At 62.9% G+C, this 22,448-nt stretch carries 20 protein-coding genes; 11 read left to right on the top strand and 9 right to left on the bottom strand.

Annotation, left to right across the window (positions count from 1 at the left end):
- The first annotated feature begins 22 nt into the window (after positions 1-22).
- Positions 23-217 carry a type II toxin-antitoxin system HicB family antitoxin gene (locus tag ACQY5K_RS10030; protein ID WP_428114681.1) on the top strand — a complete coding sequence of 65 codons (195 nt, stop codon included), beginning with the start codon at positions 23-25 and terminating at the stop codon, positions 215-217.
- Positions 218-220: 3 nt separating this feature from the next.
- A complete protein-coding gene (locus ACQY5K_RS10025) occupies positions 221-421 on the top strand; it encodes a DUF2283 domain-containing protein (RefSeq protein WP_419840507.1) in 201 nt (66 codons plus the stop codon).
- A gap of 101 nt (positions 422-522) precedes the next feature.
- Here the strand turns inward: ACQY5K_RS10025 and ACQY5K_RS10020 are convergent, their stop codons facing one another.
- Both ACQY5K_RS10020 and ACQY5K_RS10015 read right to left on the bottom strand, forming a co-directional pair.
- A complete protein-coding gene (locus tag ACQY5K_RS10020) occupies positions 523-990 on the bottom strand; it encodes a type II toxin-antitoxin system VapC family toxin (RefSeq protein ID WP_428114678.1) in 468 nt (155 codons plus the stop codon).
- Positions 927-1,151: a ribbon-helix-helix protein, CopG family gene (locus ACQY5K_RS10015; protein WP_428114675.1), complete on the bottom strand. Its 225-nt coding sequence runs from the start codon at positions 1,149-1,151 to the stop codon at positions 927-929. The genes ACQY5K_RS10020 and ACQY5K_RS10015 overlap by 64 nt, the downstream gene beginning before the upstream one ends.
- Positions 1,152-1,441: 290 nt before the next feature.
- Here ACQY5K_RS10015 and ACQY5K_RS10010 point away from each other — a divergent pair, with 290 nt between their 5' ends.
- The gene (locus ACQY5K_RS10010; RefSeq protein WP_428114672.1) at positions 1,442-2,749 is read left to right on the top strand and encodes an ISL3 family transposase; all 1,308 of its coding nucleotides are present in this window, start codon (positions 1,442-1,444) and stop codon (positions 2,747-2,749) included.
- 669 nt (positions 2,750-3,418) lie between these two features.
- Here ACQY5K_RS10010 and ACQY5K_RS10005 read toward each other — a convergent pair.
- The 3 genes from ACQY5K_RS10005 to ACQY5K_RS09995 form a co-directional block, all read right to left on the bottom strand.
- Positions 3,419-4,951 (bottom strand): IS1182 family transposase, encoded by a 1,533-nt coding sequence (locus ACQY5K_RS10005; RefSeq protein WP_428114670.1) that lies wholly within the window; start codon positions 4,949-4,951, stop codon positions 3,419-3,421.
- Positions 4,952-5,005: 54 nt separating this feature from the next.
- On the bottom strand, positions 5,006-6,571 hold the full coding sequence (locus ACQY5K_RS10000; RefSeq protein ID WP_428114667.1) for a hypothetical protein: 1,566 nt from the start codon (positions 6,569-6,571) through the stop codon (positions 5,006-5,008).
- A gap of 201 nt (positions 6,572-6,772) precedes the next feature.
- Entirely contained in the window at positions 6,773-6,940 is a 168-nt protein-coding gene (locus ACQY5K_RS09995) for a hypothetical protein (RefSeq protein ID WP_428114664.1), read from the bottom strand.
- A gap of 180 nt (positions 6,941-7,120) precedes the next feature.
- Here ACQY5K_RS09995 and ACQY5K_RS09990 point away from each other — a divergent pair, with 180 nt between their 5' ends.
- From ACQY5K_RS09990 to ACQY5K_RS09980, 3 genes are all read left to right on the top strand, one after another.
- Positions 7,121-7,321 (top strand): type II toxin-antitoxin system HicA family toxin, encoded by a 201-nt coding sequence (locus ACQY5K_RS09990; RefSeq protein WP_428114661.1) that lies wholly within the window; start codon positions 7,121-7,123, stop codon positions 7,319-7,321.
- Positions 7,318-7,554, top strand: coding sequence for a type II toxin-antitoxin system HicB family antitoxin (locus tag ACQY5K_RS09985; RefSeq protein WP_428114658.1), 237 nt, complete (start codon positions 7,318-7,320; stop codon positions 7,552-7,554). Before ACQY5K_RS09990 ends, ACQY5K_RS09985 begins: the two co-directional genes overlap by 4 nt.
- Positions 7,555-7,701: 147 nt before the next feature.
- Positions 7,702-8,046: a type II toxin-antitoxin system HicB family antitoxin gene (locus tag ACQY5K_RS09980; RefSeq protein WP_428114656.1), complete on the top strand. Its 345-nt coding sequence runs from the start codon at positions 7,702-7,704 to the stop codon at positions 8,044-8,046.
- Positions 8,047-8,515: 469 nt separating this feature from the next.
- Here ACQY5K_RS09980 and ACQY5K_RS09975 read toward each other — a convergent pair whose 3' ends face one another.
- The 3 genes from ACQY5K_RS09975 to ACQY5K_RS09965 all read right to left on the bottom strand — a co-directional run bounded on the left by ACQY5K_RS09975 (position 8,516) and on the right by ACQY5K_RS09965 (position 10,927).
- Positions 8,516-8,995 carry a YodC family protein gene (locus tag ACQY5K_RS09975; protein ID WP_428114654.1) on the bottom strand — a complete coding sequence of 160 codons (480 nt, stop codon included), beginning with the start codon at positions 8,993-8,995 and terminating at the stop codon, positions 8,516-8,518.
- A 157-nt stretch (positions 8,996-9,152) separates the two neighbouring features.
- Complete coding sequence (locus ACQY5K_RS09970; RefSeq protein ID WP_428114652.1) at positions 9,153-10,451, bottom strand: hypothetical protein; 1,299 nt, start codon at positions 10,449-10,451, stop codon at positions 9,153-9,155.
- A complete protein-coding gene (locus ACQY5K_RS09965; protein WP_428122630.1) occupies positions 10,448-10,927 on the bottom strand; it encodes a DUF4365 domain-containing protein in 480 nt (159 codons plus the stop codon). The genes ACQY5K_RS09970 and ACQY5K_RS09965 overlap by 4 nt, the downstream gene beginning before the upstream one ends.
- 1,629 nt (positions 10,928-12,556) lie before the next feature.
- On the opposite strand from ACQY5K_RS09965, the gene ACQY5K_RS09960 reads away from it, so the two are divergent.
- The 3 genes from ACQY5K_RS09960 (at position 12,557) to ACQY5K_RS09950 (ending at position 14,828) form a co-directional block, all read left to right on the top strand.
- Entirely contained in the window at positions 12,557-13,738 is a 1,182-nt protein-coding gene (locus ACQY5K_RS09960) for a tyrosine-type recombinase/integrase (protein WP_428114650.1), read from the top strand.
- Positions 13,716-13,877 carry a hypothetical protein gene (locus tag ACQY5K_RS09955; RefSeq protein WP_428114647.1) on the top strand — a complete coding sequence of 54 codons (162 nt, stop codon included), beginning with the start codon at positions 13,716-13,718 and terminating at the stop codon, positions 13,875-13,877. The genes ACQY5K_RS09960 and ACQY5K_RS09955 overlap by 23 nt, the downstream gene beginning before the upstream one ends.
- A gap of 198 nt (positions 13,878-14,075) precedes the next feature.
- Positions 14,076-14,828: a hypothetical protein gene (locus ACQY5K_RS09950; RefSeq protein ID WP_428114645.1), complete on the top strand. Its 753-nt coding sequence runs from the start codon at positions 14,076-14,078 to the stop codon at positions 14,826-14,828.
- 112 nt (positions 14,829-14,940) lie between these two features.
- Here the strand turns inward: ACQY5K_RS09950 and ACQY5K_RS09945 are convergent, their stop codons facing one another.
- Positions 14,941-16,479, bottom strand: a complete 1,539-nt coding sequence (locus ACQY5K_RS09945; protein ID WP_428114643.1) for an IS1182 family transposase — start codon at positions 16,477-16,479, stop codon at positions 14,941-14,943.
- A 131-nt stretch (positions 16,480-16,610) separates the two neighbouring features.
- Between ACQY5K_RS09945 and ACQY5K_RS09940 the strand changes: the two genes are divergently transcribed.
- Together ACQY5K_RS09940 and ACQY5K_RS09935 are read left to right on the top strand one after the other, a co-directional pair.
- Positions 16,611-18,992 (top strand): Eco57I restriction-modification methylase domain-containing protein, encoded by a 2,382-nt coding sequence (locus ACQY5K_RS09940; RefSeq protein WP_428114640.1) that lies wholly within the window; start codon positions 16,611-16,613, stop codon positions 18,990-18,992.
- Positions 18,993-18,997: 5 nt separating this feature from the next.
- Positions 18,998-22,333 (top strand): helicase-related protein, encoded by a 3,336-nt coding sequence (locus ACQY5K_RS09935; protein ID WP_428114638.1) that lies wholly within the window; start codon positions 18,998-19,000, stop codon positions 22,331-22,333.
- Positions 22,334-22,448 lie beyond the last annotated feature (115 nt).

Below are 22,448 nucleotides of genomic sequence, written 5' to 3'. Positions count from 1 at the left end.
GACAGCGTACGCTCAGCCTCTCATGGGAAATCGTGTCGATGTCGTGCGATCTGGCGAGTGGTGGGCGATAACCGTTCCCTCGCTTCGGGGCGTCTTCTCGCAGGCGAAGCACCTTGACGAGGTGCCGGCGGTTGCTCGCGAGGCGATTGCCATGATGCTCGACGTGGATCCAGCCGACGTGGGCCCAATCGACGTGCGTGTGCGGAATGCGAGGTGAGGCATGAAGCTGCGAATCGACAAGGAGGACGACGCGCTGTACTTCCATCTCGACGACTCTGCGATTGTCGACTCGCTCGAGGTCGCGCCCGGGGTGGTGTTGGATTTCAACGCTGCCGAACAGGTCGTCGGCATCGAGATGCTGAATGTGTCGGCCAGATCGCCTCATCTCAACCTCAACGCTCTCCAGTTCGAGACCGCGTAGCGGCGAGATGCGCCGCACCCTCGTGGCTATGGTGACGGTCAACGGGAGGCGCGGAGCCCACCGCTTGCGCGGGGGAACCTGAGCACTCGGAAGGCGACCGGTCAGGGCAGGATCTCGAGCCGTTCGCAGTGCAGTGGCCGGACCACGCCGAAGTGGCGGCGGTCGACGGTGGCCACGGCTGTGGCGCCCAAGCGCTCTGCAGCGGCTATGACGGAGGCATCGACCGTACCCAACGGCAGGTCGCCGTAGGTGTGAACCAGTTCGGCGATGCGCAGCCAGTCACTCGCTGCCACGGGCTCCACAAACAGGTCTCCAGAAGCGAGGTCGCCCAAGAACCGCACTTCGGCCCGAGAACCCAGTCGCGTGCCGACGAGGTACGCGACTTCGGTGATCACCAGGGTCGGCACGATGAGCGGTCCCGGATGCTGCGAGAGCAGATTCAAGCTGGCCGCGTGATGTCGATCGTCTGCGTCGATGTAGGCGTAGAGCGGCCCAGCATCGACGATCAGCGCGATGCTGGGACCTCGCCGGCCAGGATCTCCTCGATGCGTTCGGAGACGTCTGAACAACCGCTGCGACCTGCCGCCGCCGCGCCGAGGCGTCGCCGAGGCCCGAGATGGTGCTCGATCGCCTCTCTCGTCAGCTCTGAGATAGTGATGTTGCGCCGAGCGGCTTCGTGGCGAAGGCGGGCGTCGAGCTCGAATGGGAGCTTGACAGTGGTCCGATTCATGTATGCCAGCATACCCGGCGAGCTGGCCGGGGCGTAACGGGATTCGTGAGCGCGGTGCCGGCGCCGTGCAGATGCCACAGCTCGTCGGCTGGCTACCGGGCAACGCTTCGGACCACGCATGTGCCGACGAGCGCTCGCACACCGCCAGTTTCAGAATTAGGGGCTCTTCTCATCGAAGCTGGGACTTGGGTGATGTGAGGGTCCACCGTTGAGGGAGGGGCCTCGCCGATTCTTGTGACTCGTTGAACAGTCCAAGACTCGGGAGGCCCCTGGTGGTTGAAGCTAGTTCTGTGGTGTTGCTGGGCGCGGATTGCGTGGAGATCACGCGGGTTCGTGTCGATGGCGGCGAGACCGTGCTGTGGGTGCAGACCCCCGACGCGCAGAGAGTTTTGTGTGGGGCGTGCGGTGTGCGGGCGCGTTCGAAGGGCCGTCGGGAGGTGCGGCTGCGCGACGCGCCGGGTCGCGATGGCGGGGTGTGCGAGGTGCGGTGGCGCAAGCGCATCTGGTGGTGCCCGAACGCGGGGTGCGAGACGCGCACGTGGACTGAGGAGTGCGAGCTGGCCGCGCCGCGGCGGGTCCTGACTTGCCGGGCTGAGCAGTGGGCCGCCGCTCGCCTGGAAGCGGTGGAAGGCAGTGTGGCGTCGACGGCTCGCCGGCTGGGGGTGGCGTGGGCCACGGTGTGGTCCGCGGTCGCTGCTTGGGCATGCCAGGTCGTCGGCGATCCCGGTCGGGTGGGGCCGGTGGCTCGGCTGGGGCTCGACGAGACCGTGATGCGCTCAGCGTCGCGGCTGGCGCGTCGCCGCTATGTGTCCGCCGCTGTCGATGCGGCCACCGGGCAGGTCATCGACGTCTTCGACGGCCGCAACGCCGCTGACCTGCACAGATGGCTCGAACAGCAGCCCGCCGGGTGGCTAGCGGCCATCGAGGTCGTGTGCTGTGACCCCCACGAGGGCTACCGCAGCGGCATCACACGCGCACGCCGCGACACGCACCTGAGCGACAGCGTGAAGATCGCAGCCGACGCGTTCGGGATCGTGCGCCTCGCGAACCAGGCGCTCGACGGCGCCCGCCGACGCGTCCACAACGAGACCACCGGGCACCGAGGCCGCAAACGCGACCCGCTCTACCATGCTCGCAAGCTGCTGCTCACCGGCGCGGAACGGCTCGACGCCGCAGCATGGGACAAGATGCTCGCCGCGCTCGACGCAGCCGACCCCACCGACGAGATCCGCGAGTGCTGGGTCGCCAAAGAACACGTCCGCGACATCTTCCGCGCCGACGATCCCCTCGACGCGCAACAGCATCTCGACGAAGCGATCGCCTGGTGCGAGCACCCCAGCGCCCCGCCCGAGCTCGCCACCCTGGCCCGCACGCTGCGCCGCTGGCACACCGAGATCGCAACCGCCGTGCGCACCCGCACCAGCAACGCACGAACCGAAGCAGCCAACGCCCGCATCAAAGACGTCAAACGCTCAGCACGCGGCTTCCGCAACCTTCGCAACTACCGGCTCCGCATACTGCTCGCCGCCGGCCGCCAACCATGCCAAACTCAACCCGTCACTCCAATCCGAACCCGACGTCCCAGCTTGGTTGCGTAGAGCCGAATTAGGCCCGGCGGTTGATACTGCGGTCGGTGCGTTGCATTCGAGCCGATGGTTCAAATAATGTGGTGTCCGACAACCCCGAGGGGTCGCTTTTCTAGCGGCTTCCGGGGTTCAGTCGTTCTCGAACCGGCCTTGTATCCCGCCGAAGTTCTCCATCGGCTGGAAACGCCCACAGGGGCACGGTGGTGAACAGCACCGCGACGCCGAGCGATATCCCTATGACATGGCTCGCCGGCGTATCGAACACGGCCGCTGGCAAGCAGACACTTAGCGGCCCGATGTCACAACCTCAAGGCGGGCACCGACTCTTCCGACTGCTGCATCGGTCGAGAGCAGCAGCTGATCGAGGCGCCGGAGACGCTGTAGGTCCCCGTGGACGCTCTCGTCGGTTCGCGCCCGAGCCCTCGCCAACAGGGATTTCGTTACATGGGGCTGAAGGATCTTGGCGACCACTTCGAGGTTCGCGCGTGGTTGTTGAATCGCCTCAATCAGCGACTCAACATCGGATGTCGGCTCGCCGTCGTGCCACAGCGGCCCTAGGAGACTGCTGAGTAAGTCGGTTGGTGTGTCGGTGTCTTGGGCTTGGTTGGGCTGTGGTCGTGGGTTGGGGCGCGGCGGGGTTCGGTTGTGGGCTGCGGGTTCGGCTTGTCGGTGGGGGTTGGGTCAGGTGATGGCCCAGGTGGTGCCGTTGTGGTGGACCCTCCGCGGCAAAGTCAGACGCACAACAGCGGCGCGCAGCCGCAGCCAGTGCCGGTTGTTGGCGGTGCCGAGGTAGGGGCATCTTCGGTTGCGGCGCACGATCCACGCGATGGTTCTTTCGGCCATGGGCCGCACGGTGCGGTATTGGTGCTGGAACTCGTCGGTGCGGGCTTGGACGCGTGCTGCTTTGAGCAGTTCGTGGTGGGGGTGGATCTTGATGACGCGTCCGTTCTCGGCGGTGGTGCAGCGGTCGCGTTGGGGGCATCGGGCGCAGTGTCGGCCGAAGCGGGCGTTGCCTTTGGGGGTGATGTGCACGGTGTGGCCTTCGGGGCAGGCCACGGTGCCGGGGAACTCGCCTGTGTCGGCGTCGATGCTGTAGTCGATGTCGAAGTCGTCGATGCTGTAGCCGCCCTCGACAGCGACGCTCAGCGGCGGCGGCTTGATCACCGCGTCCATGGCGCGCTCGACGAGATCGGCGCGAAGCTGCCCGGTGCCATAAGCGCTGTCGGCGAGCACCGTGGTGCCGGCGGGCTCGCCGTCGAGCAGCCCCATCGCTGCGTCCGCGTCGCCGGCGTCGCCGCCGGTGAGATCAGCAGCGGTGACCAGCCCGGTGTCGGGCTCGGCCGCGATGTGGGCCTTGTAGCCGTCGCGGTAGCTGTGAGAGGTCTTGTGGGTGTGACGCGACTCGGGATCCACCACGCTGATCACCCGGCCCTTCGCGGTGCCGCGGGCGATCCGCCACCGTCCCGGCCCCCCGGCGGGCTCCACGTCTTGGCCCGCGACCAGCCCCAACAGGCCCACCGCGTCGGCCTGAGCAGCGTCGAGATCGAGATCCGCCGCAGCCGCAGCCAGTTCCACAGCGTCGTCGACCAGCTCGGACACCAGCCGCTCGGCGTCGGCGGGATCGCACCAGTCCACCACCGGCGCGGCCGGGTCCAGATTGCGTTCGCGCACCGGCACCTCGCCCAGTTCGGGAACCAGCCTGCGGACCCGCCGGATCTGGTTCGTCACCATCGTCACAGTGTCCTGACGGGCCACAGCGTCGTCGAGCACCGTGGAATCGAGCACCCGCCGAGCGCTGCCAGCCACAGCGCCCGTCACAGCGATCAGCTCGCGCACCGCGTCGAACACCCGATCCGGGCGGCCGCTCGCGCGCAGCTTGTTGCGCCACAGAGTCAAAACCGTGGGATGGAACGCCGCCTCGGTCAGCGCCAGCCCTGCCGCGGCCTTCCACGCCACATCGGTCTGCAACCGCCGACACGCCTCACGGTCCGACAGGCCCTCGAGAGCCTGCAGCACCATCACCGCAGCGATCACCTCGCCCGGCACCGACGGACGGCCCCGACCCGACCCGAACAGATCCTCGAACAACTCGTCACCGAACAGCCGGCCACGATGCTCGGCCAACAGCGCATACACCGACCCCGGCGGCACAAGATGCCCGCACACCGCCGCCGCGTCCAACAACACCCGATCCTGAACCGCTGAGCCCTGCACCCCGACATTGTCCCGCGCGCCCCCACCCCGCACGCGGAAATCGCGCCCAATAAATCAGCAGTCTCCTAGTCGGTTCTCTGAATGTCGCAGACCAAGGTCATCCACGAGCTTTTGAGGAGACAGGGAGGGGATGTTCTTTGTCACCTGAGCACACACTTGCTCGTATGGAACTACAGCGATGGAGCGTCGTGAGCCAGACGCACAAGCCTTGACGTGCCAGACAGACAGACGTCCTTCCGCCGGGTCAAGGTGCAGGAAGTCGAACAGCTCATCAGGACCGTCGTCGCAGAAGAGCCAACCAGATCGGAAGGTCCGAATGATCCAACCGAAGAGCGATCGGTCGTCGTCCTGGCCTCCGAGGCGCTTGATGTCGGCCCGAGTCCCGTTGCCAGGCTTCTCAGTGCTGATATCGGTGTTCCCAAGCGATTCGAACTTCCAACCGCCGAAGGTCGCATCGGCAAAGCGCTCCGCGACGATCCCCCGCTGGCTCACCGTGTGTCCGGACCCGTAGTACAAGATCGGTTCGACGTGACCGAGCTCCGCTAGGAATCGTCGGCCCAAGCGTTCGTTTCCCGGGCCGATAGTTGGGTTGATTGCTATGGACTTCCCTTGCCGATCCGGCTTCATCACAATCGTGCACTCAGCACCGCCGTACTCGTGAACAAGTATCCGGGCCGAGCGTCGGCCAGTTGCCTCGATACCAGCGATGTGCTGCGACAGCCAATCGCAGGCGTCCACTGCTTCGTCTGTCGGAGTCTCGCCTGGTACCTCTCCCGGCGGAACGAACGAGACGTCGTATGGCATCTCGAGCTCGTCAATGGCGTCGACGTACCGAGCGAAGACGACAAATCGTTCTCGGCCTCCACCTGCATTCAGCACGTCGTTGATCGCTGACAGGATCCTTGCTGTGATTGCAACGAACTCTGGCCAGTCCTTGGCCCTGCGGAGCCAGAAGCTTGATCGCTCCAGATTGGTGCCGATCACACCCTTGCCAAGACTCCCGAGTAAGTCCTCTCCGACTGTGGCCCGGGCACCAGCGAGCGTGTAGCGCTGGTCATCGACCTGGTCGATCGTGTCCTCCAGGTGGATCCCGTGGTGCGTCTTGCTCCTGGGTCCCCGACCACCGCGACCTGCAGCACCTTCGCCCATCCAGAAAGTAGCGACATCGCCTTGCAAGAGGGCCTCCTCCAATGCTGGCCGTGTGATGAGCCCGACTCCGCCAAGCTGCAGCTTCTTCTGCAGACGTAGGAGCTGGTCACGAATTCGCTCATCGGTCGAGTGGATCGCAATAAGCCCCTCGGACTCAAAGACGATTGCCAGATGGAGTCTTGACTCGGTTCCTTCCGCGTTCTCGACGGATGACGACAATCTGCCCCAAGGAGGGAAGCGCTGCGTCCGATATGCGATACACAGCGACAGCTCAAGCGATTCCGCAGCGCCTACTGAGGTTCCGCCAAGCCCGTCAGCGATCAACTGAGAACGCTTGTCCTCGTCGACATACCGGCGGATTGCCTTGCAAACGAAGTCGATCGATCCTCGTTCGGCTGGTTGGTCGAAAACAGTGAACGAGATGTATGGCCTTAGCCACTGCGCCGCAAGCTTCGGAATACGAGAGGACACTCAAACACTCCACCTTCTTGGCGATCGTCGCCAGTCAGTTCCGCGCGACGAATTGGCCTGGCGTCGTAGACGAGTCCGTTGGGCCGTCATCCGCGATGCTTGCCACCGATGCAGCAGGCGCGGACGTTCCCCTCCGGCTAACCATTCGCAGCCCGCTCATCTACGTGCTTCTCGCTCATGCGCCGAAAAACTGGCCGGGGGTCAGCCGGAGCCTTGCGCTCGATGCCCCAGCCGCAGGTAGAAGTTCCAGACCTCCACCCGAGCCTCCCATTCCTTGAATGCAGGGGTGTCGGCCAGCAGGACAGGGCCGTCCTCCAAGGGGCGGAATCGGCTCGGATGAAGCCAAATCACATCTATGACATTTACCATGGTCTCAACATATGAAGCCACCGTGACCAGCGCAAGCGCGAATTCTGGCGGCGCCAGCAACGCGACCTGCTGATTGACGTGAAGCTCGACACTGCGCCTTCAAGGGCCCCTGGCGACATAGCGGCAGCGATGACGAAAACATCTTGGACCCAGCGCAATCCTCGGGCGAGCATCAGCTCCGTGAAGAAGCGTGACCTCTTGCGTCAGCTCGCAGCGATCGCTCGTACGGGAGGCGTAGATTTCCACCTGCTCCGCGAAGGACGGAATCACGAGATCTGGATCTTGGGAAGCGAGCGCTTGGTGATACCGCGGCATCGGGAAATCAACGAGCACACGGCGCGCGGCATCCTCACCGAGGCTGGCAAGATGGTTGAACCATGAGACCTGACGTGACCGCCTTGGGACATCGCGTCGACGTCGTGCGCTTCGGCGAGTGGTGGGCGATAACGGTTCCCTCGCTTCGGGGCGTCTTCTCCCAAGCGAGACACCTCGACGAGGTGCCGGCGGCCGCTCGTGAGGCCATCGCCATAATGCTCGACGTTGATCCCGCCGACGTCGGTCCTATCGACGTGCATATGCAGCAGCAGGGTGGGACTGAGTTCTTGGCCGAGTAGGGCCAGCACAGCCGCCGCTGTCGGCGACGCCGGTTCGCCGTCCTGGCAAGCCGGGTACGGCCACGACCCCGGCTAGCTTCGGCACGAGGCGCCAAGGGGTACGTGGCTCAACATCCTGAGACAAGCAGGCCTCCGCGGGAGTTCGCGATGAAGCTGACCTACGCAGTCGTCATTGAGCAGACCTCGAACAACTACGGTGCCTACGCGCCCGACGTCCCGGGATGCATCAGCACCGCCGAGACCCCCGATGAGATGCTCGAGAACATCCGCGAAGCGCTCGCCTTCCACATCGATGGCCTGGTCGAGAGTGGCGACCCCGTATCAGTGCCTGCGATGTCCATCGACGATGCCATCGCGTACTACGCCCAGGCCCTCGCCGACTCGGAAGCGGAGTTGCTGGCTGAGGGCGGCGACGCCACGGCGATGCTCTCGACCCGGTTCGAAATGGTCGAAGTCGAGATCTCAACCCCTGAAGCGACTCTCGCCGGCTGACGCCGACCCGGCCCCTCACCGGTCTCTACGCTGCCAGCAGTCGCTTGCGCTGGGCGTGGGACACATAGGCGGGGCTCAAGGGCGGGCGAGAGCCGTGAGCCTGTCGAAGTTTGCGCAGCGGTATCGGGACGGCCAGCGGCTCGGGGTGATCCAGCAACAGCGCCACGCCGCAGTATCGACCTTGGAGGTAGGCGTCGAATTCGGTCCTGGACAGGGCGGTGTGGGCGTCGTGCAGAATCGAGCAAGCACTAAGTCATGGGCGGCGGGCCATGACTCATGCATTCTCCCGTGTGACCGCGGTGCCCAGCTTGGCTCCGACTGGACAAACTAACGGGTCCCCGTCAGTTTGTTCTGAGCAGCACGCCGCCGGACTGATTCCCGTAACTCGGCGCTTGAGCCCTCGGTGCGGGCTAGCGTTGATGGGGACCACGTTGACGCCACAAGTGCCAGGCCGGCTCGCAGCTCGTTGTCACGAATCTTCGGACGAATACTGTTTCTTCAGTTGTGCAGGGGGGTACGCAGCACTCTGGGAAGTGCTGCCGTCGAACCAGTCGACCCCAACCATCGTGGAGCCATCAGGTCTGCGTTCAGTACCGCTGACTGTCATGGATGGTCCGCCTGAAAGCAGTTCCACCACATCACCGGGAACGAATTTGCCTATGTCGGGATCTGTCTCGAGTTCGGTTTCGTTGAACACGGGTCTCTCGCCGAATGCCCAACCCACGATGTCAGTAGTCACTTGTTCGCTTCGCCCAACTGCGTTCCGTGGCAGTAGTTTCGCTTCGCCGCTCTCGCCACGGATACGCATCGGCCAAGCCCGTACACCGAGGCAGAACAGATAAAAGGATGCCACAATCACCGCACGAAGCGCTTTGGGAATCGCGTACACCATCGCCAGCACCAAAGCGCCCCACTGAATCCATTCTGGTATCGGGATTGTGATCATCATTGCTCCAATACAGCGCTAGTTGTCAGTTCGCATGAAGTTGTGTGCGCGTGATGCGAGCGGGCCACCAACAGCGGTATGGCGTCAGTGGCAGTTATAGTCGTGGACCCAGCAAGCGAGGTGGATCCTTCAGTCGGTCTCTGACCTGAACACCTAGGGCCTAGCAACCTGAGCCTTCTGAAACTTCTAGTTCCAGCTGTTGGCCAAGGCCTGCTGACGGTTGCGAGCGAGGGCTGCCTAATGTGGTCTGCAGTATTGCGCCATAGAGCCATCGGAGAGATCCCTCAAGTGACAACTCTCCTTCGACCCTAATGTTCCTATCCTCGTCATGTGCCATCACCGCCTGATGGTATTCCTCGTCAGAGCTTAGCCGAACGCGGTAGCGATGATCGCCATCGTCGACGCCGACGACGCCAACGATACCCACATCCTTCTTGGTCAGAAGATGAACTCGACCTTCTACGGTTACTCGCTCATTTAAATTCTCGGAGGGAGCAGAAAGTTGAACCGACGCCCGCTCCAAGATAGGCGTGTCTCCTCCCGTGAATTGGAATCGGTGAATCATGGGTTCAACATCTTGAAATAGAGAGCCTCCCATCGACGCAACCTTGACAGTTATGTCGCTTTCGTCAGCTCCGGCAGACATGTCGCGGAGAGCTCTTAGGAGTTCATAAGAGACTCCTCGGTTCACTTGCTCCTCAAATCCTGTCATTGAACCTAAGATCTTGAAATGGTCAAGCGCCTCCGTGGCGCCTTCGAGTGCTCTTATCACCGACGTACAAATCTCGCGAGCACTCACCTCATCAATACCATCATATCCAAGTGTTGCGTCAGACGACTTGCGAATAGGTACACGGGCTGTGACTGGCGCCATCGCAGTCACAATGTAGCTGCCGACGCCCGACTGGCCCATAAGCACTTGGTCAAGGTAGCGATTTGCGAATTGACCGAATCGATTGGAGAAATGGCGAGAAGGCTCCATATGTGCCTTAGCGCCTGCGACGAGTGTGTATCGCGCGCTCTCTATCAGATCTCTGCCGTCATTCCAGGGTATGAGGCCACGCGGTGCGGAAGTTTCTTTGCGAAAGTCGAATACATCGGCTGCATCCATTCCAAGAAGCGGCTCAATCGACCTATGCCATTCAATTGGCCACTCACCGCGGAGCGTCTCGAGCGCCACAGCCATCAGATCCTCGAAATCGCTTGCCGCACGATTGAGTGGTACGATTACCGAATTGTGTCTAAGGTGAGGGTCCTCACGATTCGCCAATCGGACATAACTGTTCTCTCGGTGTCCAACATCCTGAAAGCCGGTGCCCCGGAGCAATGTCAAGAGACGCTCTGGTTCTAGCCTCCCAACTAGACCAAATGTGTCAGAGAGTGGACGAGTATCTTCAGGTTGGGGTTCTTGAAGAACGGTCGGATCTTGCTTCTGTTTGAGTTCGTCGGATTCACTCACAGCGACTGGCCTTGCTGTAGTCGATCGAGGAGATCGCTGAGCGCATTAGCTGAAAACACTTGGTGCGTCGGTATCTGAACCGTGGGATACTCTGCCTGACTTACTTGGCCCTCGAGGTATGACCAGTAGCAACACTTCCTTACCGACAACGAGTCGTGGTTCCCTGAGGTCCACCTTGACTGATCCGGGTCAGTGACCATGACGAGCAGGATCGCCGTAACCGTCGATCGCGCTTTCGCGAGATGGTCGAAGTGTGCACGGCGACTGAATTTGAAAGAAAACGTGGGTTTGGAGGGATCCGGTTGCAACGTCGTGCTGCACTTGAGCTGTGCCTGAAGAATTGCCTCTTCAAGCGTGGACCCGCTTGGGCGAGTAAACGTTACGTCAATACCATTCTGGTCACGGTGCGTCAGCTCGGCGGCGCAGCCCGCTGTTGCGGCAACGCTGAACACGTATCCCTCTTGGAGCTGTTCCATGCATTGCGAGAAATTCGATGCGATTACGGGTTGGACGCTCATGGATCTAGGCCAAGCTAGCTGTGGATCGGTTGCATATCGGCGGTAAGTGGACGCAAAGGCTTCAGGACATGCCTCGGATGCTCGCGGTCGAAGACCTGGCCGGCGATGGCGGCGCAGTTCGCCGAAATGGCTTCGCGCCTGGTCGGTGCTTCGTATCCGCCCGTGGGCGAGATCGCCGTGGGGTCTCCGAAGCGGCGCGTGGGTGCGTTCGCGCATTCCGAGTGAGGTATGAAACCGTCGCGCGACCCGCGAACCGCGACGAAGGTTCTCTCGTGCGGCAGAGTTCATCGTCGATATCCAGTTTCGTTTCCTTTCTCGATCATATGGGCCAGCACAATTCCCGAAGCGCAGGTTTGAGCGATTCACGCAAACATCAACTGATTAGAATCTAATATAGTCATTATGATAGCATTTGGAGGTATTTCTTGGATGAGGTCCGCTGGGCTTGTCTTGAGAGAGCGTCCGGTAGCGTGCCACGGTCCCTACGAGCTGTCCAATTCGCGAGATTCGGTGAGTAACGCTCGTTCGTAAGGCGACAACGGGCTTCGCCGTGGCTGTTGTTTGAGCGTCGGGTCTGCCGCCGCGGGCCGCGACGCTACCGACATCGTCGCCAGCGCTTGTTCCACCGCCGTCAGCCCGCCGAGCCCCGCTTGAACCGCCTCCATAGTGGGATCAACCGTATGGAGGGCGTGTGACAGCCTGCAGCGATCGGTGCTGGGGGAGGCTCTGGTCTGAACTGGCTGTGTGAGAGACGGGACCACGAAATCTGAGTGCGGGGAAGCCAGCGTCTGGTCATGCCGCTGCGCCGCGAAATCAGCGAACACACGGCCCGTGGAATCCTCGCCGTGGCTGGCACGATTGTCGAGTCGCAAGACCTGACGTGGCCACCTCGGGACGTCGCGTCGAAGTCGAGCAGTCTGGCGAGTGGTGGGCGATAACGGTTCCGTCGCCGCGGGGCGTCTTCTCGCAGGCGAGGCACCTCGACGAGGTACCGGCGGCCGCGTGCGAGGCGATCGCGATGACGCTCGATGTCGAACGTTCCGACGTGGGCCCGATCGAAGTACGTGTGCAGCCGCAGCCGGGCGGGGCTGAGCTTCTGGCTAAGTTGGGCCACGCAGGTGACTCGCCGAGCTCAGCACGCCGCTTCCCGCAGGCCCGCGAAGTCTCAACAGGCTGAGCCAAGTGCGTTGGACGGCCGATGTCCCTTTCGTCTGACTGGGGGCCAAAGCTAGTGGCGGCGCTGAGGTCGAACGCCGCCGTTGTTGGGCAGGAGTTCTCAGTCCAGTCGGTGCGTATGCGCATGGTCCGATGGGGAGTTCGTGGTGATGGGACCTAGCAAATGTCGGGGACGAATTCGAGTCAAATCATCGAGAGAAATAGTCAATGAGGGCTTGTTTCCGTGCCCTCACACAGTCAAGATCGAGGCGGGGACAATTGCCGTTATCCCTTGGATACTGCCCTTTGTATGACTACATGTAATTTTGCAGATGTCGCATATTGCCGGTGGAGCCCACGGCGATCGTGCGCTTGCAGCGTCAGCCCATGACGACACCAAGTGGGCGAGCGTCCGGCACTGGGCTTGCGTGTGTGGGCCCGTCAGTACCGCCGGTCGAATCCAGTCAGATCAACGAGGCCAACGGCTCTTGCGAAGAGACGGATGAGCTCGGATTCTCGACGTTCGAGGATGCGACGGAACGGGGTATTCCTCAGCGCCCCAGCTGCTGGCAAGAAGTCGTCCGCGACAGCGTGGTCCTGACCAGCGAGCAACTGACTCGGAACTCGTCCCTCACACGCCCGGGATACGAGGCAATCGCCGATGTTGTCCTCCTCACAGATTCCGATGCGGAGAATCTGAGCGGACTGTTTTGCCACGAGGTCACTCACAACACGATCCGCAGCTACAGAAGTCAATGGCGGAGCTTCGTCACCTGGGCCACTACTCGGAACGTCCCGGCACTTCCTGCCGAGCCCGAGCATGTCGCTGCGTACTTGGCTGAGCGCTTTGAGCAGCGCGGGCACAAGCCGGCCACGCTGCGAGTCGCCGCCGCTGCGATCGCTTACGTACACAGCAACTGCGGCCTCGGGAACCCGTGCAGCCACCCGGACGTCAAGAGAACGCTCCGGGGGGCGACTCGAGTGGCCGGCAAGTCTCAGAAGCAGGCGAAGGGCCTCACAGCGGATGCGCTCGACGCAATCGCAGCCAGCGCCTGCCGGCAGCGACTCGGAAAGAACGGCAGACGAGAGAGCGCACAGGCCGCCGCGAGGAGAGGAAGCGTCGACATCGCTCTCGTGAGGCTCATGCGCGACGCGATGCTCAGGGTCTCCGAATGCGCCGCGCTGACCTGGAGCGACATCGAAACGGTGCCCGATGGCAGCGGGCGAGTGCTGATTCGGCGTTCGAAGACCGACCCCGACGGCGAGGGTGCCGTGGTGTTCGTGTCGACGCAGACCATGGCGGCCCTTGCGTCGATTCGCAATGGCGCCCCAGCGGGACTCCGGGTGTTCGAGCTCAGCTCGAATCAGATCTCGCTTCGGATCAAGAAGGCAGCCTTGGAGGCCGGCCTGGGCGACGGATTCAGCGGACACTCGCCACGTGTCGGCATGGCTCAGGACCTTGCACGAATAGGCGTCGAGCTGCCCAGCCTGATGACCGCCGGTCGATGGCGTTCCCCGACGATGCCCGCGCACTACACCCGCAACGAGACCGCCGACCGAGGCGCGGTCGCGCAGTTCTACAACTACCCCCGTGAGCCGCCTCAGACGGCCTGATCCGCACGGAACGGCTCAGCGCGCAGCACCTGCTCTCGTCAATCAGCGCAGCGGGCTGCGATTCGGCGCTCTCGTTGCGGCGATGGGATCCTGGATCGAACGGGGCGCGGCATTCACGCCGTTCAGCGGATTCGGCTAGACAATGGACCCGAGATGATGGATAACGGCAATTTCACACAGCAGTCGGCTGCTGCGGTGCCGAACTGCAGTTGACCGGAATGCACGGCGACATGGCAGGCGGGGCCACAGGGGTCGGGCTCGGACCGTCAGCCGACCCGGTGCTGTGCTCGCCATTTGAGGAACTCCGACAGCACTGGATGGTCGAGCGGGGCCAGCAGTGACCGAGCAGGAGTTGGCGGGGCTGTTGCAGCAGGGTGACTTCGGAGTTCTGTTTCGCCGCATGGGTTGGGACAACCCGGGGGCGATCGAGACCGTGCTGGTGGAGGACAGCAACCTAAGTCCGGTGGCGGTTGCTGACAAGCGTGGTGTGACCGCTTGGCTGGTGGAGTGTCCCGCTGGTGCGCCGGAGCGTTCGGAGCAGCATCGCGTCGTACGGCGGCTCAAGCGTTTCAGCCGAGACCAGCTCGTCGTGTTCGTGTCGCCGGGTCAGCATCTGTGGCTGTGGCCGGAGCAGCGCCCCAGCGGGGTCGGGTATCGCCTCGTGGACCATGTCTACCCCTCAGCAGCGCCTACCGAGGCGCTTCTGCAGCGGCTCGTCGGAGCAAGCTTCACGCTTGACGAAGAGGACGGGCTCACTGCCACGTCAGTGCTCGCTCGGATTCGGCGTTCGTTCAACGCCGACATGGTTACCAAGTCGTTCTACCGGGAGTTCCAGAAGCACCACAAGGCCTTTGTCGCCGAGGTCGAGGGCATCCCGACTGTGGAGAATCGGCGCTGGTATGTGTCGGTGCTTCTGAACCGGCTGATGTTCATCTACTTCATCCAGCAGAAGCGATTTCTGGACGGGGATCAGAACTACCTTCAGAATCGGCTTCGGTCTGTCCGCGAGCAGTTCGGCGAGGACCGCTTCTACGCGTTCTACCGCGAGTTTCTGTTGCCGCTGTTCCACGAAGGCCTAGGAGACTGCTGAGTAAGTCGGTTGGTGTGTCGGTGTCTTGGGCTTGGTTGGGCTGTGGTCGTGGGTTGGGGCGCGGCGGGGTTCGGTTGTGGGCTGCGGGTTCGGCTTGTCGGTGGGGGTTGGGTCAGGTGATGGCCCAGGTGGTGCCGTTGTGGTGGAGTCCGAGGCTGGTGAGGCGTTGGAGGTTGACCGCGGCGGCGCGCAGCCGCAGCCAGTGCCGGTTGTTGGCGGTGCCGAGGTAGGGGCATCTTCGGTTGCGGCGCACGATCCACGCGATGGTTCTTTCGGCCATGGGCCGCACGGTGCGGTATTGGTGCTGGAACTCGTCGGTGCGGGCTTGGACGCGTGCTGCTTTGAGCAGTTCGTGGTGGGGGTGGATCTTGATGACGCGTCCGTTCTCGGCGGTGGTGCAGCGGTCGCGTTGGGGGCATCGGGCGCAGTGTCGGCCGAAGCGGGCGTTGCCTTTGGGGGTGATGTGCACGGTGTGGCCTTCGGGGCAGGCCACGGTGCCGGGGAACTCGCCTGTGTCGGCGTCGATGCTGTAGTCGATGTCGAAGTCGTCGATGCTGTAGCCGCCCTCGACGGCGACGCTCAGCGGCGGCGGCTTGATCACCGCGTCCATGGCGCGCTCGACGAGATCGGCGCGAAGCTGCCCGGTGCCATAAGCGCTGTCGGCGAGCACCGTGGTGCCGGCGGGCTCGCCGTCGAGCAGCCCCATCGCTGCGTCCGCGTCGCCGGCGTCGCCGCCGGTGAGATCAGCAGCGGTGACCAGCCCGGTGTCGGGCTCGGCCGCGATGTGGGCCTTGTAGCCGTCGCGGTAGCTGTGAGAGGTCTTGTGGGTGTGACGCGACTCGGGATCCACCACGCTGATCACCCGGCCCTTCGCGGTGCCGCGGGCGATCCGCCACCGTCCCGGCCCCCCGGCGGGCTCCACGTCTTGGCCCGCGACCAGCCCCAACAGGCCCACCGCGTCGGCCTGAGCAGCGTCGAGATCGAGATCCGCCGCAGCCGCAGCCAGTTCCACAGCGTCGTCGACCAGCTCGGACACCAGCCGCTCGGCGTCGGCGGGATCGCACCAGTCCACCACCGGCGCGGCCGGGTCCAGATTGCGTTCGCGCACCGGCACCTCGCCCAGTTCGGGAACCAGCCTGCGGACCCGCCGGATCTGGTTCGTCACCATCGTCACGGTGTCCTGACGGGCCACAGCGTCGTCGAGCACCGTGGAATCGAGCACCCGCCGAGCGCTGCCAGCCACAGCGCCCGTCACAGCGATCAGCTCGCGCACCGCGTCGAACACCCGATCCGGGCGGCCGCTCGCGCGCAGCTTGTTGCGCCACAGAGTCAAAACCGTGGGATGGAACGCCGCCTCGGTCAGCGCCAGCCCTGCCGCGGCCTTCCACGCCACATCGGTCTGCAACCGCCGACACGCCTCACGGTCCGACAGGCCCTCGAGAGCCTGCAGCACCATCACCGCAGCGATCACCTCGCCCGGCACCGACGGACGGCCCCGACCCGACCCGAACAGATCCTCGAACAACTCGTCACCGAACAGCCGGCCACGATGCTCGGCCAACAGCGCATACACCGACCCCGGCGGCACAAGATGCCCGCACACCGCCGCCGCGTCCAACAACACCCGATCCTGAACCGCTGAGCCCTGCACCCCGACATTGTCCCGCGCGCCCCCACCCCGCACGCGGAAATCGCGCCCAATAAATCAGCAGTCTCCTAGGCAGCCCGAGCACCGACTACTCCGGAACCGAAGCCGGAGACCTAATCGGCGATGTCCCGTATGTGAATGGCGGCATCTTCGAACCCCACAACCTCGAGATGACTCATCGAGTCGAGATACCGGACAAGGCGTTCCAGTCGCTGTTCGACTTTTTTGACGACTGGCGTTGGCACTTGGATGAGCGACCGATGGGTGCGTCGAATGAGATCAACCCGGACATCCTCGGCTTTATCTTCGAGCAGTACATCAACTTCACTGAAGCTGGCCAGAAGGAGAATGGCGCCTACTACACCAAGCCTGACGTGACCGGTTACATGGCGTCCTCGACGATCCTTCCTGCGCTCGCAGACCGGTTCGCCGCTGCTGGACTAGAGGGGCCGTCCGTCCTTCTGAGCGGTTCCGGTGACACCTACATTCACGACAGCATCCTGCACGGCGTGGACGAACCGCTGCCGGAGGATTGGGACAGCGGCGATGAGGAGCCGCCCGACGGTCTGTTCCTTCCGGGCGAACGCTGGTGCGACATTGTGCATCGCCGCGAGCGTTGCGAGCGGCTTCGTGAGATTCTCTTGGACCAGAATCGCCCGTGGACGATCGACGACGCGGTTACAGAGAATCTGGACCTTCGTGAGCTGGTGTCCGACTATCTCAGCTTGCTGTCCAGTGCCGACGAATGCGACAGAGCTTTCGAGGTGCTCCAGTCGCTGACGGTGTGCGACCCGACGGTCGGCTCGGGCGCGTTCTTGTTCGCTGCTCTTGAAGTTCTCGATCCACTGTACGAAACGGTTCTCGGACGCGCTGCCGAACTGCACGGCAAGAACGAGACCGCCGAAATAGCCGAGTGCCTCGCCGAAGCACGCCGGCACCACAGCGAGCGCTACTGGATGATCAAGACCCTGTGCCTGAACAACCTGTACGGCGTCGACCTGATGGACGAGGCTCCCGAGATAGCGAAACTCAGGCTCTTCTTGAAGCTCGCAGCGCAAGTCGACGACAAGAACCACATTGAACCGTTGCCGGATCTCGACTTCAACATCAAGACCGGGAACTTGCTCGTGGGGATCAAAGACCAGCAGGACGCAGAGATGAGGCTGGGCGCGGGCCAGTTGGATCTCGGAGGCAAGATCGCTGAAATCAAGGAGGTAACTGAGCGTGTTGCTGATGCGTTTGATTCCTTCACGGTCGCCCAATCCACAGATACCGGCATATCCGAGCACGCTTCGGCGAAGCAGTTCCTTAACGTTCAACTCGAGGCAGCGCGCGAATTGGCAGACGCCCTACTCCACACCAAAAGGGCTGACGCAATGGATGTTGACTTTGACGACTGGAAGCAATCAAATCAGCCGTTTCATTGGTTCGTCGAGTTTCCGAGTGCCTGGAGAAATGAGGGGTTCGACGTCGTAATCGGGAATCCACCGTATGTTGGTGTAGCCAAGATCAAGAACTATAAGTGGGTGGGTTACAGATCTCAAGCTTGTCGCAATCTCTATGCACCATGTCTAGAACGCGCTTCAACGCTCGTTAAAGATGGCGGCCGAATGTCAATGGTGGTGATGCATTCGCTCAGCTATAACAAGGATTTTGAGCTGCTCCGGGAGTTTCTGTCCGACTATTTCTTCACGAGGTGGGTGTCGTCGTACTCGCGAATGCCAGATGGACTCTTCAGCGGATCAGCAAGAGTGCGCAACAGCATATTCATTGGTGCTCGTAACGTCTCGAGTGGGCTATTCACATCCTCATGTCGTCGATGGATTACGGAGCGTCGGCCCTATCTGTTCTCAACCACCGAGTACGTCAAGCCACCTGATGTCATGAGGACACTAAAAGGACGTAGTGTCTGGCCTTTTGTCGATTCCGAACTGATAGCTCAAGCGTTCGCCAAATTGGTGTCCACCAACGACCCCTTATCCTCGTCAATAGTAGCCGGCACCGAGCACAAGTTGGTCTTCAAGAAGACAGCGCAGTACATGATGGGCGTATCCGATGGGCCCTTTCCAACCAGTGGCGACGAGGATCACCAGAATTCGGGCCAATTCACCTTTGCAAGTCCGAGTCAACGGGACGCAGCATTATTGATGTTGGGCGGACGCTGGGGTTACTTATGGTGGCTCATATTCTCGGATGAGTTCAACGTTACCGACGGAGTGCTCTCGGCCTTTCCTGGTGGATTGAATCAGCTGTTGGCGGAAGGTACTACTGACCACTTGGGTCTGGATGCTAAGCGGAAAGTGCATCAACTTGCAGCGGCACTCAAGGACGAGATGCCAAGACACACAGCGTGGAAACTGAACGCAGGCGTGCGAGTAGGTCGCTACAACATGTTGGAGTGTCGTGCAATCACCGATGAGGCGGATGGGTTTCTGGCCCAGGCTTGGGGGATTGAAAACGCGTTCGCTGAGGCCGGAAACCTACGCGACAGAACAATCTTCGGCAACAAGGCATAGTCCTTGTGCCGAAGATCATCGACAATATCGTTCTTGATGCTGAAAGTGAGCTGCTTGATTCGCTGTCGGCGTCTTACCAGTTGGACGCAGCGATCGGCTATTTCAATCTGCGCGGCTGGGGATTATTGGCGGAGGCAGTAGATGCGCTGCCGGAGCGGGTCGATGGGCCAAAGGCGCGGATTCTTGTCGGCATGCACGAAGCGCCGGCCGATGAGATGACCCGCTTGGCTCGTCTTGAGCAGGCCGCTCCGATCGACACCGCTGGTGCCGCTCGCCTGAGAAACGAAACAGTCGGGGAGTACCGGGAGCAGTTGCAGGTCGGCTTGCCGACCTATGGCGATGAAGCGGCACTGCGGACTCTGCTGCGCCAGATCGAGTCGGGGACCGTTGAGGTCCGGGTGCACATGGCTCATCGGCTGCACGCCAAGCTGTATCTCTGCCATCGCGGTGACCATGCGGCGCCTCGCGTGGCGTACGTCGGATCGTCGAACTTGACGAGCTCGGGGCTGCGAGAGCAGGGCGAGCTGAACGTCGACGTGTTGGACGGCGATGCCACCGAGAAGCTCGCTCGTTGGTTCGAGGACCGCTGGAACGACCCGCTCAGCGCTGATGCTGCGCCTCAGCTCGCGAAGATTCTCAAGGAGTCGTGGGCTTCGGAAGAGCCGCTCGACCCGTACTTGGTCTATCTGAAGATGGCCTTCCACCTCTCGCAGGAGGCACGCGAAGGGCTTGTCGAGTACGGCCTGCCGGCGTCGATGCAGAACGAGCTTCTGGACTTCCAGGCAGCCGCGGTGAAGATCGCCGCCCGGATCGTGATGCAGAAGGGCGGGGCCATGATCGGCGATGTGGTCGGGCTCGGCAAGACGCTCGTCGACACCGCGATCGCCCGGCTGCTCCAAGAAGAGCAGGGCTTCGAGACGTTGGTGATCTGCCCGAAGAACCTGACCGAGATGTGGGAGTCGTACCTGCACCACTATGAAGTGCGCGGCAAGGTGGAGTCATTGTCGATGGTTCACAAGAACCTGCCCGACGCCCGCCGCTATCGGCTGGTCATCATCGACGAGGCGCACAACCTCAGAAGCGACAAGCGCCGGGACCATCGGGTCATCAAGGACTACATCACCGACAACGACTCGCGGACGCTGTTGCTGACCGCGACCCCCTACAACAAGCAGCTCGGCGATCTGGCGTCGCAGCTGTCGCTGTTCATTCGTCCCGACGCCGATCTGGGCGTGCGGCCCGAGCGGGCGATCGCCGAGATCGGCGAGGGCGACTTCTCGTACCTGTGCGACGGTCAAACCTCTTCGCTGGCGGCGTTCAGACGGTCGGAGCATGTGGAGGATTGGCAAGCACTCATGTCCCAGTACATGGTGCGCCGCACGCGCCGCTTCGTGGAAGACAACTACGCGCTCACCGACGAGCAGGGGCGGCGCTATCTGGAATTCGGCACGGGCAAGCGGTTCCATTTCCCCGAGCGGACACCCCTGCCGGTCGAATGGGATCTCACCGAGGACGACCCGGCATACGAGATGACCTCGGATCGCACTCTCGACGCGATCCGCGACCTGCGGTTGCCTCGCTACCAGCTCGGCTATTTCATCGACGAGAACTTCGTGCCCGGCGACAAGGACGAGCGGCAGCTGATGGAGGACCTCGAGAACTCGGTGCAGGGCAACCTGGCCGGCTTCACGAGGATCACGATGTTCAAGCGGCTGTCGTCGTCGGGGCCGGCGTTCGTGGCGACCCTTCGGCGTCATCGACTGCGGAACCTGGTGGCGGCATATGCGCTGGCGAACGGCCTGGACATGCCGATCGGCTCCGTGGACAACGCGCTGTGGGCAGCAGAGACCGACCAAGAACCCGAAGACAGCGGCGCAGACGACGACAGCGACGGTGCTGCGCTGTTCGGAGCCGATGGCGACACCGCGGCGAGCGCATACGACAAGCTGCGCGCCAAGAGCCCCAAGGCGATCCGTTGGGCGCCGCCGCACATGTTCAGCGCCGATCTCGTCGACGAGCTGCGCGACGACGCAGACATCATCAGCGGCCTGCTGGACCGTTTCGGAGACTGGGACGCGGATCGCGACGGCAAGATCGCAGCACTGATGGAGGTGCTTACGGTCCAGCACCCCGACGCCAAGGTGCTGATCTTCACCGAGGCGGCCGACACCGCCCGCTATGTGTCGGCAGAGCTAGTGCGGCGCGGCGTCAGCGAGGCGGGGCTTGTCACCGGCGATACCGACGACCCCACCGCCGTAGCGCAGCGATTCTCGCCGGCGTCGAGCGGCCGCGGCGGCGACGAGAAACCAGTGCGGGACGAGTTGCGAGTGCTGGTGTCGACCGACGTGTTGTCGGAGGGCCAGAACCTCCAGGACGCGCACATCGTGGTCAACTACGACTTGCCGTGGGCGATCGTCAAACTGGTGCAGCGCGCCGGACGGGTCGATCGCATTGGGCAGCGCTCCGGTGAGGTGCTGGTGGTGTCGTTGATGCCTGACGCCTCAGTGGAGCAAGAGATCGAGCTGCGCGGGCGCGTGCTGCGCCGGCTGGGGGAGAACGCGCAGCTGCTCGGCTCCGATGAGGCGTTCTTCGGGCACCACTCCGAGCGGCAGGTGATCTCAGGAGTATTCGACGAGTCGTCGGGCTTCGGGCTGGGCGCCGGCGTGGACGAAGTGGACCCCGTGTCGATGGCATACGAGATCTGGCGTCACGCGGCCGACGCTGAACCCGACTTGGCGGAGAAGGTCGCGGCGCTGCCCAATGTGGTGTACGCCACCAAACGGCTCGTAGACAGCCCAACCGATGCGGCACCCGGCGTCGTCATCCACACACAAACCCACGCCGGCGCCGACGCATTCGCGTTCATCGAGCCCAGCGGAAGCGGCCGGCGAGTCACTCCCCAAGAAGCGCTGCGTCTTGCTGAGTCCGTGCCGTCCACGTCGTCGGCGCCACGGCTCGACGGTCACCACGACCTGGTCGCAGCCGCGCTGAGCGGCGCTCTGCGCACCCCGACAGGCCGCACCAGCGGCGCCCTGCAAGGCGTTCGCGGCAAGATATGGAACCGCTTCGACGGCCAGCTCGACAACTTCACCGACACCCTGTGGGTCACCAAGGCCGACCTCGAAGCAGCGCTGGACGCGATCAACGCACGTCCCCTCTATGAGTCAGCTACCCAACGGCTCGCCCGCGCCCTGCGAGAACGGAGCGACGACGACCTCGCCGCGCTCATCGTGGACCTCCACAACGACGGCCGACTCTGTGTGCCCCCCGTCCCGCAAGGTGACCACGCCGAACCCAACATCGTCTGCAGCATGGGCTTCCGGTCCGTCGACGAGTGCTGACCGACGGAAACACTTTGCTTCAAGTGCCGGAGCGCGACAGGGTGGCATGAAGATGGTTCGCTTCGGCGGAGGCAGGTCTACCTGACAGGGGTGTTTGACTTCGGTCCATCTGGAC

The sequence above is a fragment of the Candidatus Poriferisodalis sp. genome (assembly GCF_965262965.1).
GTDB lineage: Bacteria > Actinomycetota > Acidimicrobiia > Acidimicrobiales > Poriferisodalaceae > Poriferisodalis.
This window is presented reverse-complemented; position numbering and strand designations above follow the sequence as displayed.